Source organism: Frankia sp. CcWB2 (genome assembly GCF_977927585.1).
The window spans coordinates 5,379-20,237 of record NZ_CDWRCM010000037.1 but is presented as its reverse complement, the minus strand read 5'-3'; the positions used below and the strand labels follow the sequence as shown (position 1 = coordinate 20,237).

12 protein-coding genes are annotated in these 14,859 nt (G+C 70.4%); 6 read left to right on the top strand and 6 right to left on the bottom strand.

What is annotated here, in order from left to right; all coding sequences use genetic code 11:
- Positions 1 to 206: 206 nt before the first annotated feature.
- From ACY45C_RS06205 to ACY45C_RS06195, 3 genes are read left to right on the top strand one after another with little or no spacing between them, the layout of a single operon-like run.
- Positions 207 to 1,070, top strand: a complete 864-nt coding sequence (locus ACY45C_RS06205) for a TylF/MycF family methyltransferase (protein ID WP_462186698.1) — start codon at positions 207 to 209, stop codon at positions 1,068 to 1,070.
- 56 nt (positions 1,071 to 1,126) lie between these two features.
- Positions 1,127 to 1,909, top strand: coding sequence for an arsenate reductase/protein-tyrosine-phosphatase family protein (locus ACY45C_RS06200; protein WP_462186690.1), 783 nt, complete (start codon positions 1,127 to 1,129; stop codon positions 1,907 to 1,909).
- Entirely contained in the window at positions 1,906 to 3,531 is a 1,626-nt protein-coding gene (locus tag ACY45C_RS06195) for a Gfo/Idh/MocA family oxidoreductase (protein ID WP_462186689.1), read from the top strand. Before ACY45C_RS06200 ends, ACY45C_RS06195 begins: the two co-directional genes overlap by 4 nt.
- A gap of 66 nt (positions 3,532 to 3,597) precedes the next feature.
- On the opposite strand, the gene ACY45C_RS06190 is transcribed toward ACY45C_RS06195, so the two are convergent.
- Together ACY45C_RS06190 and ACY45C_RS06185 are read right to left on the bottom strand one after the other, a co-directional pair.
- A complete protein-coding gene (locus ACY45C_RS06190; RefSeq protein ID WP_462186688.1) occupies positions 3,598 to 5,448 on the bottom strand; it encodes a putative bifunctional diguanylate cyclase/phosphodiesterase in 1,851 nt (616 codons plus the stop codon).
- Between the two features lie 448 nt (positions 5,449 to 5,896).
- On the bottom strand, positions 5,897 to 6,223 hold the full coding sequence (locus ACY45C_RS06185; protein WP_462186687.1) for a class E sortase: 327 nt from the start codon (positions 6,221 to 6,223) through the stop codon (positions 5,897 to 5,899).
- A 264-nt stretch (positions 6,224 to 6,487) separates the two neighbouring features.
- On the opposite strand from ACY45C_RS06185, the gene ACY45C_RS06180 reads away from it, so the two are divergent.
- Entirely contained in the window at positions 6,488 to 7,366 is an 879-nt protein-coding gene (locus ACY45C_RS06180) for a glycosyltransferase family 2 protein (protein ID WP_462186697.1), read from the top strand.
- Here the strand turns inward: ACY45C_RS06180 and ACY45C_RS06175 are convergent.
- A complete protein-coding gene (locus ACY45C_RS06175) occupies positions 7,345 to 8,091 on the bottom strand; it encodes a class I SAM-dependent methyltransferase (protein ID WP_462186686.1) in 747 nt (248 codons plus the stop codon). The genes ACY45C_RS06180 and ACY45C_RS06175 overlap by 22 nt on opposite strands.
- Before the next feature lie 120 nt (positions 8,092 to 8,211).
- Between ACY45C_RS06175 and ACY45C_RS06170 the strand changes: the two genes are divergently transcribed.
- Complete coding sequence (locus ACY45C_RS06170) at positions 8,212 to 9,420, top strand: glycosyltransferase family 4 protein (RefSeq protein ID WP_462186685.1); 1,209 nt, start codon at positions 8,212 to 8,214, stop codon at positions 9,418 to 9,420.
- Positions 9,421 to 9,656: 236 nt separating this feature from the next.
- Here ACY45C_RS06170 and ACY45C_RS06165 read toward each other — a convergent pair whose 3' ends face one another.
- From ACY45C_RS06165 to ACY45C_RS06155, 3 genes are all read right to left on the bottom strand, one after another.
- Positions 9,657 to 10,835, bottom strand: coding sequence for an RNA polymerase sigma factor (locus ACY45C_RS06165; RefSeq protein ID WP_035730083.1), 1,179 nt, complete (start codon positions 10,833 to 10,835; stop codon positions 9,657 to 9,659).
- A 40-nt stretch (positions 10,836 to 10,875) separates the two neighbouring features.
- Positions 10,876 to 12,765, bottom strand: coding sequence for a DNA primase (gene dnaG, locus ACY45C_RS06160; protein WP_462186684.1), 1,890 nt, complete (start codon positions 12,763 to 12,765; stop codon positions 10,876 to 10,878).
- 449 nt (positions 12,766 to 13,214) lie between these two features.
- Positions 13,215 to 14,477: a deoxyguanosinetriphosphate triphosphohydrolase gene (locus ACY45C_RS06155; protein WP_462186683.1), complete on the bottom strand. Its 1,263-nt coding sequence runs from the start codon at positions 14,475 to 14,477 to the stop codon at positions 13,215 to 13,217.
- 95 nt (positions 14,478 to 14,572) lie between these two features.
- On the opposite strand from ACY45C_RS06155, the gene ACY45C_RS06150 reads away from it, so the two are divergent.
- On the top strand, positions 14,573 to 14,728 hold the full coding sequence (locus ACY45C_RS06150) for a hypothetical protein (RefSeq protein ID WP_462186682.1): 156 nt from the start codon (positions 14,573 to 14,575) through the stop codon (positions 14,726 to 14,728).
- The last annotated feature ends 131 nt before the right edge of the window (positions 14,729 to 14,859 follow it).

Genomic DNA, 14,859 nt, shown 5'->3' with positions numbered 1-14,859 from the left:
CCTACACCGCCTCGGCCGTGTTGCTGCACCTGGCCAGTACCCGCCTGCTCGCCCGCGCGGCAGGCGCCTCGCTCAGCAGCGCCCCCCCGGACGCCACCTCACCCAGCAGCGCCCCCCTGGACGGCACCTCACCCAATAGCGAACGGAGCCCGACGGCCCCCGGCCCCATCCCCTTTCCGCGCTCACCCCTCTCATCAGGAGCCATGATGACCACGACGCCGACCGTTGCCCCGCACGACCCGACCGTCGCCCGTCACGACCTTTCCGATACCTCGGTGCGGTATCTCGATCTGCTTCGCACGACGCTGACCTGCTCTCTCTGGGATGGTCGGGACGGCGGTGCGTGGGAGCCGCGCACCGGCGCGAAGAGGATGCTGGTACGAGCCTTCCGCAGCCAGGGAATGGAAATCGTCAAGAGGAGCGCACCGGGCGCCCGGACCGACGGCCGGCACTGGCCGCGGCTGGCGCTCACGATGACCGGCGACCACCGGATGCGCAACCTCCAGGAGTGCACCGAACGAGTCATCGTCGACGGCGTCCCAGGCGACCTCATCGAGACCGGGGTCTGGCGGGGCGGCGCGTGCATCCTCATGCGCGGGGTGCTCGCCGCCTACGGCGTCCCCGACCGCACGGTCTGGGTCGCCGACTCGTTCGCCGGCCTGCCCGCGCCCAATCCGGGGCGCTACGCCGCCGACACCGGCGACCGCCACCACGAGTACGCGGAGCTGTCGGTGTCCCTCGAGCAGGTGCGGGACAACTTCCGCCGCTACGGCCTGCTCGACGATCAGGTCCGCTTCCTGCGCGGCTGGTTCCGGGACACCCTGCCCACCGCGCCCATCGAGCGCCTCGCGGTCCTGCGCCTCGACGGCGACATGTACGAGAGCACCACCGACGCGCTGACGGCGCTTTACCCGAAGCTCTCCGACGGCGGCTTCTGCATCGTCGACGACTATGGAGCCGTTCCCGGCTGCCGGGCGGCGGTCGAGGACTACCGGGCCGCCCACGGGGTGACCGAGCCGATCATCGAAGTCGACTGGACCTGCGTCTACTGGCGCCGGAACGAGCCCTAGCGGTCACGCTGAGCTGGTCCGCAGTCCGCCGGCCCCGGCGGAGAGAGGAGGAAGGGATGGCGGAGGAAGGAGTGGCAGTGCGGCAACGACCGTGGGCGGTACTGATGGTGTGTACCGGCAACGTCTGCCGCTCGCCCCTGGCCGAGCATCTCGCCGCCGCCCGGTTCAGCGCCGCGCTGGACCGGATCGGCCTCGGCGCGGCCGGCGCGCCGGCATCCGGCGGGACCGGGGGTAACGAGCCCTCGTCCGAGGGATGGCATCCACCCGGCCCCGCCGGGGATCTTCTGGTGAGCAGCGCGGGAGTATGCGCCCGGGCAGGTGAGGCGATGTATCCCCAGGCCGCGGCGATCCTGGCATCGCGAGGGCTCGACCCGTCCGGCTTCCGGGCAAGGTTGCTGACAGCGGACCTGGTCCAGGCCAGCGATCTGGTGCTGTGCGCGACCCGCGCACACCGCTCGACGGTGGTGGGCCTTGTGCCGCGGGCCATGCGCCGTACCTTCACCCTGCGCGAGTTCGGACGGTTGACCTCCGGAGTCCGCCCCGCCGACATCCCCCCGGGCGGGGCACGGGTGGCCGGGGAGTACCTCGCCACCACGGCCTGGCGGATCCGGGCCGCCGGCCGCGCGCTACCGGCCGCCCTCGACGACCTGGCCGACCCCCTCGACGGCGGTCGGGAGGCGTTCGAGAACTGCGCGCGGATGATCGAAGAGACGTTGTCACGGCCGATGGCCCTGCTGGCGGAGGCGTGTCACGAGCCACTGGCGGCCGCGCCTACGGACCCCGCAGGCCCGGCAGGCCTCGCGGATGTCCCGGTCGACCGGACCCCGGCACCGGGATGAACATCCTGATCGGGAACCGGTGGCTGGCCGGCTTCCTCGACGAGACCCCCCTGCCCGGCCACTGCCGGATCCGCCCGGACACCTGGGTGACGCTGTTTCCCGTGGACGGTCAGTTCTTCGTCAGGGCGGGCAGCGGCCGGGCCCTCGCCGCCTACACCCGCGAGTTCGGCATCCGCGCGGTCGCCCGCAAAACGGCCAGCCGGCTGCGGGAACGCGACCGCAACCAGCGTTACTTCGGCGTGGGCCTGGGCACCCTGGTCGAAGCCGTCCCACCCGCTGGTGGGGCGGCTTCGCGGACGGGAACGACCGTCGCTTTCGTCGCCCCCTGCCACCCGGCGTGCATGGAACGCATCGTCCTGCATCAGGACCTCGTCCGCCCGGTCGGGCCGCCCGGCCCCACCGGCGCTCCCGCTCCCGCCGACCCACTCGGCTTCGTCAGCCCCGATCCGCCACCACCGCGATCCGCGATCGTCTACCGGGCCCGGCCGGCGACCGCGTTGCCGGTCGTGGACGACACGCTCATCGGCTGGTCTCCGATGTCGGGAGCACCGGTGGATCCCGGTGCCGTCGACCGTCTCGTCGCCTGGCTCGCAACCGAGTGGACCGGGGCCCGACCCGGGGATCGCCCACTCGCCGGGATCAGTCCGATCACGGAGAGCACCCCGCGCCATGGCCCGCCGCCCGCGTCCGGACGACCCACCGCTGTCCTGTTCGGGTTGGGACACTATGCCAAGACACAAATCGTCCCGCACGTCCGTGATCACCTCGACCTCGTCGGTGTGCATGAGATCGACCCCGTCCAGCTGGGCGCCCGGCGACCGGACCGATGTTCCTGGGACACCGCGGCGCTGCTCCGGGACGGGGAGCGGGCCGACGTCGTCCTCATCGCGGGCTACCACCACACGCACGCGCCGCTGGCCCGGGAGGCGCTGCGGCTCGGCTCAGTGGCCGTCGTCGAGAAGCCCGTTGTCACCACAGAGGACGATCTCGACCGGCTGGTGAAACTCCTTCACGCCGGCGGGCGCCTGTTCGCCTGCTTCCAGCGACGCCACAGCCCGATGAACGCCTGGCTGCGCTCCGACCTGCGCCTAGCCGACGGCAACGAGCCGCTGATCTACAGTGCCGTGGTGTACGAGGAACCGCTTCCCCGCCGGCACTGGTACCGCTGGCCGTCCTCACGCACCCGGCTGGTCAGTAACGGCTGCCACTGGATCGACCACTTCCTCTGGCTCAACGACTTCGCGCCGGTCCGCCGGAGCACGGTGGCCCGCTCCCGCACGGACACCTTCACGGTGTACGTCGAGCTGGAGAACGACGCGGTCCTCTCGCTCGTGCTGACCAGTGCCGGGGGCAGCCGGCACGGTCTGCGGGAACAGTCCCAGCTGCGCGCGAACGGTGTGACGGCCACCATCGTCGACGGTTCGCAGTACACCGCGGAGGCCGGGTCCCGCATCCTGCGGCGGCGAGTCAACCGGCTCGACAGCTACCCGGCCATGTACCGCGACATCTGCGAGGGCATCGTGGCCGGCGCCCCGGGCGAGGACGCAGGGCAGATCGCCGCCGTCGCCGCGCTCACGCTACGGCTGGACGCCGCAGCCGGCGGGGATGGGCCCGAACCCTGATCCCCGGGATCAGGGACGTCACGGTCCTGGTGCCGGCGGCGCCCGGACCCCCGAATCGGACCGCCATCACGGGCCCGGTGCGACCGCCACGCCGTCGACCGCCATCAGGAGGCCGCAAGGTCGGCCGGCAGCCCGGCGCCCGACCGCCCGCCGGGCTGCCGGTCCCGCCGCCGACGGACGCGTGGCCACGACGGCCTCGACCGCCGGTGCCACGATCGGGGAGACCGGGGACTGTGCCGCGCAGGTGTCGACCGGTCCCGCCACGGCGCGCGGCGCGGTCCCGGGATGGACGGCAAGCCGGCTACCCCATTCCCGCAACCAGCCGACGACTCGTTCCCCGGCCATCGGACGTGACACGAAGTATCCCTGGACCTCGTCACACTGCCAGGCGGCGAGAGAGGCCCAGGAACGCTGCGTTTCGACCCCCTCGGCGACAATCCGTAACCGCAGCGCATGCGCCAGGGAGACCGTGGACCGCACGATCTCGGCCGCGGCCGGATCGCGGTCGAGGTCACGCAGGAAGGTCCGGTCCAGCTTCACCTCGTCGGCCGGCAGTTCGCGCAGGTACGACAGCGAACAGAACCCGGTGCCGTAGTCGTCCAGGCTGACCCGCACACCGAACCGGCGCAGCCCCGCCAGGGTTCCCTGTGCCAGCTCCCGCGCCACGATGAGGGAGTCCTCGGTGACCTCGATGACGAGCGCCGAGGGCGGGAGCCGGTGCCGGGCGAGCGCGGCCCGCACCACGCCGACGAAGGCGCAGTCGACGATGACCGACGCGGGGACGTTCACCGATACCGCGAGCGGGGCACCCCGGCCGTGCCAGCGCGCGCAGTCGGCCAGGGCCTGGTCAAGGACCTGCACGGTGAGCTTCGGCATCAACCCGGCGCGTTCGATCTCCGCCAAGAAGGCGTCGGGCGGCCGCACGCCGTCGACCGGATGACGCCAGCGGACGAGGGCTTCCACACCGCTGATCCGACCACTGCGCAGATCCGCCTTGGGCTGGTAACTCAGTTCGATCTGGCCGGAGTCCAGCGCATGACGCACCTCGGCCCGCAGCAGCAGGCGGGCCCGGTTGATCGGTGGATGATCGCGGGCGTAGACGGTCTGCCCGTGACGGCCCCCCTTCGCCAGGTACATCGCCTCCTCTGCATGACGAAAGAGCTCCAGCGCGCTACGGCCGTGCTCGGGGGCATGGGCGATCCCCACGCTCGCCTCGGGCCGCACCGGAGTTCCCGCGAGCGGAACGGGCAGTTCCAGCACCTCCCGCAACCGCCGAGCGACCTGTTCGGCCCGGGCCACGTCAGCGCCGCGCAACAGCACAGCGAACGCGTTGCCGTCCACCCGGGCGAGCAGATCCGATCCGGGCAGCGCCCCGCGCAGCCGGCGACCCACCGTGGCGAGCAGGCGGTCCCCATACTCATGCCCGAGCGCCCCGTTGACATCGCGCATCCGATCGAGATCGATGAGCAGCACCGACACGGACGTTGCGCCGCGCGCCCGGTGCTCACCGCCCGCGAGACAACGGCTGGCGACGTCGAGGAAGTACCGTCGGCCCGGCAGCCCGGTCAGCTCGTCCACCACGCCGCGCCACGGCCACGCACGGCCAACGCCTCCCCGGGGATCCCACGACCGGATGTCCGGGCCGGCTGGACCGGCTGGACCGGCCAGACCGTTCGCATCGGCCAGACCGTTCGGACCCGGCCGGACCGCCGCGGCGAGGATCGCCACCGCGATCGACAACGCCGCGGCCGCGAGCACCACGCACGACAACGCGACCGGCGACGGCACGGGCCCGCCCCATCCGCCGATGAGACAGAGCAGTCCCAGAAACAGACCGAGCGCACCCCCCATCAGGGCGGCGACCCCCGAGAGCGGCCGGACCAGCATCGACCGGGGCAGCATTGACTGGAACAGCACTGACCGGACCATCGTCGCTCCACCCGCAACGCATCCATGACTTGGACGAGCACGCGGACCGACATCGCCGGTCCGCGTGCTCCCGGGGACAGCCGTCCCCGCCCCGACCTCGTGGCGCAACCACCGGTGGCCACCCGACGGGCGGCCCGCACCGCCGTGCCGGATCGTCGAGCCACGCCGTATCCGATCCCGCCCATTCATCGAATTCCCCCGAAGCCGATCCCGCAATGTCCTTGAGCGAGCTGCGTCCTTGAGCAAGCCGCCGCAGCCGGTCGAGGATGGCCGCCCACGGCGCCACCACCGCCGGCATCACGCGTCTGGTTTATCCCCGCGCTATCCGAGCGTAACGTGCGCCAGTTCGCAGGGTATCCGATGCCCGACTTTCCACCGGCATCGGCTCGGCCCGTGGCCGCCGACACCGTCGTTGGCCAACCGCCGGGGATACTAATCACCATGAAGGGCACCGGCGAAATCCAAACCGTTGCCACCCGGGACCACACCGTGTCCATTCCGGGAAATCCCCCGTCAGGGGCGGAGAGCCTACAGTAATCAGCTCCTTGCCCGGCACCTCACCAAGTTCCCCGGACACCGGACAGGCGACGTCGAACCGAGTCGGGGCTACCATCTCAGATTCGGCGGCGCGATACGTGTAGTAACGGTCTCGCACCTCGACGGGGAGGGGATCCCCAACCTTCAACTCATCGAGACGACTAAACAGTGCTCCATATGCGGTCCGATATCCGGAAACCACGACATTCTCCAGCTCACCGGGCATGGCGGTCCCCGTCATATGTCCGGACCCCGGCGCAGGACGCTGGCGGGGGCGCCTCCCACCATGGCCGGTGAATGATTTGGACCGAATCGTGGAGCACACCGAATCATGGAGCACGCAGTATCGTCGGCGGGTCACGCCAGCATCCCGCATCTCACTCACCGTTACATGCAGAGGCATTCCTGTTACCCTCGGTACTCATTCCGAGCCGTGGAGGCTCGTCGCCCGCCGGACCGGATGCTCTACCCGAGCGACGCAGGGGGTCCGATTAAGACCGTGGCGGTGATCGTCCACTGGGGTCCACACCGGCCGACCGTGGAGCTTGCGAGGTGGCTCGACGGCAGCCCCGTCATCGCCCAAGTGGCGGTGGTCGCGAACGACCGGTCGGACCGACCCGACCACCTGCCGGCCTCGGTCGCCTGGATCCTGCCGCCCCGCGACCTCGGTCTCGGCGGAGGCTTCCGGCTCGCCAGCCACGGCTACCCCGCCGCGCAGGCCTATCTCCTGATCGGCAACCACGTCAGGATCCCGGACCCGGCGCTGCGCGCCTGCCTGGAGCTGCTGGCCGGGACGAATATCGGCGTGGTCGCTCCCACCCTGGTCGACGACGACGGTCGGCGCTCGGGCCCGGCGCGGCTGAGCCCGGTCCTGGCGGCACCGAAGGCCCGGCGCCCCCCCGGCGACCGACCCCTGGAGGCCGACTGGGTCGCAGGCACGATCATGTTCGTCAAGGCGGACTGCCTGCGGCGGATCCCCCTGGACGGCCGTTACTACCTCGGGTTCGAGGATGTCGACTTCTGTTACCGCGTCCGGGAAGCCGGATGGAGCGTCGTGGTCAGTCCGCACCGTGCACGGCACATCGGGAGCACGACCGTCCCCCGGCGTGGCGACGCCTATTACGGGGTGCGCAACCGGCTCTGGTTCGCCCGGGTCCGCGGATGGCGGGCCCGGGCCGCCTTGATCGCCCTGGCGACGGCGGTCGTCGTGCTACCCCGCGCCGTCGCCCTGGACATGCTCCTCGGGCACGGTACCCGAACCTCGGCCCTCGTCCTCCACGGCCTGCTGGACGGTCTCTCGATGCTTCCCCCGCCGGGAGAGGCACGTGACGACGAGCCGCGCGCCGCTCACTGGACAAGCTGGCCGTAGCCGGGCCGGCCACCAGGCGCGGACCGTTGCCGCATCACGGCAACGCCGGGGGCGCCGGTCCGGCGCGTCGCCTGTGGCGCCGCGAGGAACAGCGCCTGCCAGGCGAACATGTTCGGCCACCGGTCCAGCACGCGGCGATCCCACCGCCGCACCAGGTCCCCGGGGAGCAGCTCACGGGTGCGCCACCACGGCAGACCACCGGTGGTGGCGGTGGCGACGATGCGCAGTCCGTTGTCCTCCAACAGCCGCCGTGCCGAGTCGACGGTGTAAAATCGCAGGTGGGTAGCGTCCATGAGACCGGTCTCGGTGTACTCGAACCGACCCCGCAGGAACAGCGCGCGCTGCCGGTAGTGCAGCACGTTCGGCAGCGCTACCAGGACCCGGCCGCCGGGTGCCAGCGCCCGCCGGGCCTCGACGAGCAACGGCACCGGATCCGCCAGGTGCTCGAGGATGTGGGAAAGCAGCACGAGCTGGTGACTCCCGTCGGGGACGAAGGGCAGCCCGGCGCTCAGATCAGCAAGTTCGACGTGGTCGCACTCGGCCGCGGCGGCGGCCCGCTCGGACGGATCAATCGTCACCCCCGTCACCCGCCAGCCCCGGGCCCTCAGCAGCCGCGCGTTGTCCCCGGCTCCGCACCCACAGTCCAGCGCCTTACCCGCCGGTATGTCGATCAGATCGAGGAGAGGCGGGTTACCACCGTTGCGGTACCGCAGATCGGCTTCCATACACGACCCCTTGTCGCCATCATCGGAGAAGCTACAGGCAGTCAAGAGAACTCGAAACGTTACTATGACACGCTCCACAACACAGGACTAGCACCTGGAGAAATATTAAAATCACTCTCCGTGCAGATCTCGCGCCGATCCACCGCCCCGACCGCCTCCCTCACCGATCGACCTGCCCGGGTTCTGCTGCTGAGCAGTTCCCGCGGCCTCGGTGGTGGGATCGAGCGTTATCTTTCGACGGTCGAGGAGACACTGCGGGCCGGTGGGGCCGATCTCCTGCGGGTCGACATGCTGGAGCCAGGCGTCGAGCTGACCCCGGCGATCAGGGCGCGCTTCGCGTCGCGCGCGCTCGCTGCGGCGCGCCGCTTCGGCCAGGCCGACAGTGTGGTCGCCGGGCACGCCAACCTCATCCCCGTCGCGGCGGCAGCCGTCCGACTGTCCCGGGCCCGCCTCGGCCCAGTGCTGCTCTACGGCACCGACATCTGGGGCATGCGCCGCACCGACCGCGCGATCCTGCGCGCCGACCCGCTCCTGCGCCCGGTCACGATCAGTTCCTACAGCGCCGGCGCGCTGTCGACGCTGGGGCTGGCGCCCATCCTCCGGCCGGGCATCTCACCGACGTGGCGGGCGACCCTGCTGGCCGAGGCGAGCCGCCGCCGGCCGTTGTCCCCGGTACCGACCATGCTGAGCGTGTTCCGGCTCAGTGACTGGGTGGGCAAGGGTGCGGGGGTCCTGCTGGAGGCCGTGGAGTCCGTCCGGGCCACTCTCGGCCCGGTCCGGCTGGTGTTCGCCGGGCAGGGCCCGGCACCCGGGGCCCTGCACGAGCTGGTGTCCGCGCACCCCGACACCGAGCTGCACGAGTCCCCGGCCGACGACGCGTTGGCACGTCTCTACGCCACCGCCGACCTGTTCGCGCTGTGCACCCGCACCCGCTCGCGCGGGCCACGGATCAGCGGCGAGGGTTACGGCATCGTGCTGCTCGAGGCGCAGCTCGCCGGGTGCGCGGTGATCGGACCCGCCTCAGGCGGTAGCCACGACGCCTACCAGGACGGCGTGACCGGGCAGACGCCGATGGACGAGTCGGCGCAGGCGCTGGCGGACGTCCTGCACGGCATGCTCGCCGACCGAGCGCGACTGGCCCGCGTCGGCCGGCGCGCCGCGGAGTGGGCCGAGGCCGCCACCCGGCCCGACGACTACCTCCGCACGGTTTTCACCGCCCTGACCGGACGGCTACCGAGCAGCGAGGGCCGGGACATCCCGGTCCAGCCCACGGGTGCCGGAACCCGGCGGGGGGCGACACGGGTCAATACTCCCACCGGATCGGCGTGACTCCCGGATCCGGATCACGACGAGAGCGTCCATCCCGGGCCTGAATGATCCGGACGGTCATCGAGGAACCCGCCTGATCATGAAAAATGCATCGAACGGATCGGACTGATCCTCACGCGACGCGACACACAGGTCAGTAAACCCCGATACCGAACCCGATACGAATATCAAACATCGACCAGAGGTAACCATAACACTATCGGCAGTCAACAGCCGGAAATGGTTGCCGGCCGCTCCTACTCCAGGTAGTCGCGCAGCTTCTGCGACCGGGAGGGGTGCCGAAGCTTGGACAGCGTCTTCGACTCGATCTGGCGGATGCGCTCCCGGGTGACCCCAAACTCGCGCCCGACCTCCTCCAACGTACGCGGGTGCCCGTCAGTGAGCCCGAAGCGCAGCTGGATGACCTTCTTCTCCCGGTCGGACAGGGTGTGCAGGACCGAGTCGAGCTGCTCCTGAAGCAGGATGAAGCTAGCCGCGTCTACCGGGACGACGGCGTCGCAGTCCTCGATGAAGTCCCCGAGGTGGGAGTCCTCCTCCTCACCGATGGGGGTCTCCAGCGACACCGGCTCCTGTGAGACCTTGAGGATCTCACGCACCTTGTCCGGAGTGAGATCCATCTCCTTGGCGATCTCCTCCGGACTCGGCTCCCGGCCGAGGTCCTGCAGGAGCTGCCGCTGGATGCGGATCAGCTTGTTGATGGTCTCGACCATGTGCACCGGGATACGGATGGTGCGTGCCTGGTCGGCGATGGCCCGCGTGATCGCCTGCCGGATCCACCAGGTGGCATAGGTCGAGAACTTGTAGCCCTTGGTGTAGTCGAACTTCTCGACCGCCCGGATCAGGCCGAGGTTGCCCTCCTGGATGAGGTCCAGGAACAGCATGCCGCGCCCGACGTACCGCTTGGCGATCGAGACGACGAGACGCAGGTTCGCCTCAACCAGCTTGCGCTTGGCGATCTGCCCGTCGCGTTCGATGGCCTCGAGGTCCCGCCGCATCTGCGGGGAAGTTTTCTTGGTGGCCACCGCCAGCTTCTCGGAGGCGAACAGCCCCGCCTCGATCCGCTTGGCGAGATCGACCTCCTCCTCGGCGGTGAGCAGGGGGACCTTGCCGATCTCCTTGAGGTACATGCGCACCGGGTCGGAAGTCGGCGCCTTGAGGGCGAGCTCCTCCTCCTCGCGGCGACGGCGGGCCAGCAGATCCGCCTCGTCGGGGCTCTCACCTCCCGCCTCGAGTACCTCGATGCCCTCGTCGTTCAGCACCTGCAGCACCGTCTCGGCCTGCTCCGGGGGCAGCTCCGCGGCCTGGATGGCGACCGTGACATCCTCGGTGGTGAGGAACCCGATCTCCTTGCCCCGGGTGATGAGGTCCTTGACCTCGTCCACCTGGGCTTCGCGGGGTAGGACGGTAGGACTCATGGGCGGAATCTCGTCACTTCCTTCTCGGGATCGACCCAGGTTACGCGGCACCTACGCCCCGCTCCCGGAGTTGATGCTTGTGCTGCTCCAAAGCAATCAGCTCGCCGAATGCACGGCGGAGGGCCTCGGCGTCGGTCACCCCGTTGAGCCGCTGCACACGCGACTTCAGGTCCGTGATCCGACGGGTCACATGCAACTCCTGTACCCGCGACATCTGTTCGTCGACATAACGATCATCCACATCGTGGTCGCACAGCACCCTCTCCACTGCGAGGGCAGTAACGAAGCGTCGCAGCTCCTCCTCCGGAGCCGCCGCGGTCAGCTCGGTCACCCAGGTGGTGACCTCACCGGACCTCGCCAGCCCCGCGCACACCCCACCGGCCTCGGCGATGAGGTCATGGACGGCACGGTGCGCGGGAACAGCGAACATCTCCGAAGCCAGCGTGTCGAACATCGGGCCCGCAAGCCCGGGATACTGAACGGCCAGCTTGAGCGCCTCACGCTCCACGATGACCGCCGCGTCATCGGCCCCCGCCCCGTGCCGGCGCATCGGCGCGGAACGGGCGCCAGCCCGCTCGCCCCCCTGCCGCGACCGGTGCTCGGCCACCCGGCCCACCACGAACCGCTCGTCGAGAAAACCCAGCCAGCGGTCCAGGTTCACCGCGTACCGGTGCCGCAACGCGGCGTCCTTGAGCCGGTTGACCAGCGGCGCGGCGGCGTCCAAGGCGGCGAGCCGGCCCTCGGTGGTGTTGAGGTCGTAGCGGTCGAGCACCCCGCAGATTGCGAACTCGACCAGCGGCACCCGGCTGGCCACCAGATCCCGCACGGCGCCGTCGCCACCGCTCATCCACAGCTCGCAGGGGTCGCGGCCGGAGGATTCCACCGCCACGAAGGTCTGGGTGGCGAAACGCTCCTCGTGCTCGAAGGCGCGTAGCGCCGCCTTCTGCCCGGCCGCGTCGCCGTCGAACGTGAAAATCACCTCACCGCGACGCTCGTCGGAGTCCATGAGCAGCCGGCGGACCACCGCGACGTGCTCGGAGCCGAAGGCGGTGCCACAGGTCGCCACGGCCGTGGTGACCCCGGCGAGATGGCAGGCCATGACGTCGGTATAACCTTCGACCACCACGACCTGGTACCGCCGGGCGATGTCACGGCGGGCGAGGTCGGCGCCGTAGAGCAGGTTCGCCTTCTTGAACAACGGCGTGTCCGGCGTGTTGAGGTACTTCGGCCCGGCGTTCGAGGCGTCCTCCTCGGCGAGGCGTCGCCCACCGAAGCCGACCACCTCACCGGCGAGATCCTTGATCGGCCACATCAGCCGATGATGGAAACGGTCGATCAGGCCCCCGCGGGCGCCCTGTTTGGCCAGCCCCCCGAGCACCAGCTCCTCGCCGGTGAAGCGCCGGGCGAGCAGATGCCGGGTGAGGGTGTCCCAGCCGGTCGGGGCGTAGCCGACCTCGAAGCGCGCCGCCGCGGTAAGATCGAATCCCCGCGCGGCGAGGAAGTCCCAGCCGGCGCGCGCGGAGGCCTGCGACCCTAGCTGCTCGGCGTAAAACTCGGCGGCCACCCGGTGCGCCTCCAGCAGCCGCTGCCGCTGGCTGGACACCGTACGGCCGGTGGTTCCACCGCCCTCGTAGGCCAGCGTCACCCCGGCCCGACGCGCCAGGCGTTCCGCCGCCTCCCGGAAGGTCAGCCCGTCGATCTCCCGCACGAAGGAGTAGACGTCGCCACCCTGCTGGCATCCGAAACAGTGGAACAGGCCGGTTGCCGCATTGACGTAGAAGGAGGGTGACTTCTCGTCATGGAACGGGCACAGCCCGACGAGCTCGTTACGCCCCGCCGGACGCAGCTGTACATGCTCGGCCACGACGTCCGCAATCGGCGAGCGATCCCGGACCAGGGCGACGTCGGCGTCACGGATTCGTCCCCCCACCCGTCCCTCCCAAGTCCGCGTTGAGACTCTGCGGGTACCCGAACGAGAGGTAGCTCGCCCGGGGCAGAGCGCCCGTCAATATGTTTGCCACGTCCATTCCCGCCGGATCGATGCTAGGAACACCACCCGCCGGCCCACCCGCCCTGTCGACGAGTGACGCGGCGCCCTCACATCGGTCCTACCGCTGCGATGGTACGTGTCGTAAGCACGACAGTACCGATCATGCCACGTGAATGTTGGGGACGGTGGCCGTGACGTGCGTGCCGAGCTGCGACGTCGGGCCGCGGGCCGCGCACCGGCTCACTCCCCCATCCGAGGGAGCGGGTGTCCCCCCGAACGGGGGAACACCCGAAACACCGTTGGGCCATCGGGCCAGCGGCGGACGCCCACCGGACCCACCACACACGGATCCGGCACGCACCGGACCCCCCGCACACCGGACTCGTGGCTCACAGGACCCACGGCGCCGGTCGTCCACACAGCAGCGCATGCCGCCGCTCGGCGCTGGCGTCGGTCAGACGCGCCACCTGGTCGATGACGACCCGTAGCCGTGCCGCATCGTCGGCGGCCATGCGGTAGGCCGCGCGCAACGACGGCTCGAGCACGTCCGGCGCGCCCCGGGAGAGCATCGCCACGAGCTCCGCGACCACCTCCCGCTGCCGGGACTGCCGGGCGCGGGCACCCGGCCGCTCCATCACATACCAGGCGGTGACCCCCTTGAGCGCCGTGCACTCGGCCACGGTGTCCGGATCCACCACCAGATCCGCGCCATAGCGCCGCAGCGGACCGTCGGGATGGCACACCCGGGTGGCACGGACCGCGCTGTGCGCGAACCGGGCGATGAGCTCGCTGGTCATCGCCCGCAGGGCGGCCTGGCCCCGGGCCGAGGTGATCTCGGAGCGGACCCACCAGGGCTGGCACCGCAGGGTGCCCAGGGCGGCCGCCACCGCCTCGGCGGACGGCCCCGGGTAGCGGACGGCGGTCGCGGCGGCGAGCTCCGCCCGGCGGCCGGAATCGTCGAGGGCGGCTAGATCGATGTGTCCGGCGACGACCCCGTCCTCGAGGTCGTGCACCGAATAGGCCACGTCGTCCGCCCAGTCCATGATCTGCGTCTCGATACAGCGCCGGCCGGCCGGTGCGCCCTCCCGGACCCAGCGGAGCACGGACAGGTCGTCGGCGTAGGCGCCGAACTTCGCGCTGTCCGCCCGGGGCCCAGGGCGGCGCGGCCACGGGTACTTCGTCGCTGCGTCCAGGGTCGCCCGGGTAAGGTTCAGGCCCGCGCTGCGACCGCCACGGTCGACGATCTTGACTTCGAGCCTGGTCAGCTCGCGCAGGCTCTGGGCGTTGCCCTCGAAGCCACCGCAGGCGGCTGCGGCCTCGTCAAGCGCCAGCTCGCCGTTATGCCCGAAAGGGGGATGACCCAGATCATGTGCGAGGCACGCCGCCTCGACCAGGTCGGGGTCCGCTCCCAGCTCCTCGGCGAGCTCCCGGCCCACCTGGGCGGTCTCCAGGGAGTGGGTCAGCCGGGTACGCGGGAAGTCGTCGTCGAGCGGGCCCACGACCTGGGTTTTTCCCGCCAGCCTGCGCAGCGCGCTGGAGTGCAGCACCCGGGCTCGGTCCCGGGCGAAGGGACGGCGCTGGGCCGGTGTGGCCTTCGGGCGTTCCACGACCCGACGGGCCGCGTCCAAGGTGTCATACCACTCACTGACCACGAGCTTGAGAGTATCGGCGCGATTCCGCGACCTCCGTCGAGCTCAGCGGCGATACTTTGTGCGCACCCTTCCCCGAATCGGCCCGGAGGCCCGCCGTGGACAAGATCATTAGATATGGGGCGATCGCGTTCCTCATCTTCTTCGTGGTGACCGCGCCCAACAGCGCGGCCAGTATCATCGACCGCGTCTTCGACTGGCTGCAGTCCATCGGTAACGGGGTGTCCCAGTTCGTAACCGATACCGCTCTGTAATGGCTACCCGGCCACTCTTGATGTCTGGGACACTGCGGGCGTGGTGAGACTCCAGCTTCCGGACCCGGCTCAGCGCGACACCAAGTACCTCGCGTCCCAGGAACGCCTGGTGATGATGGTGCGGTCACACT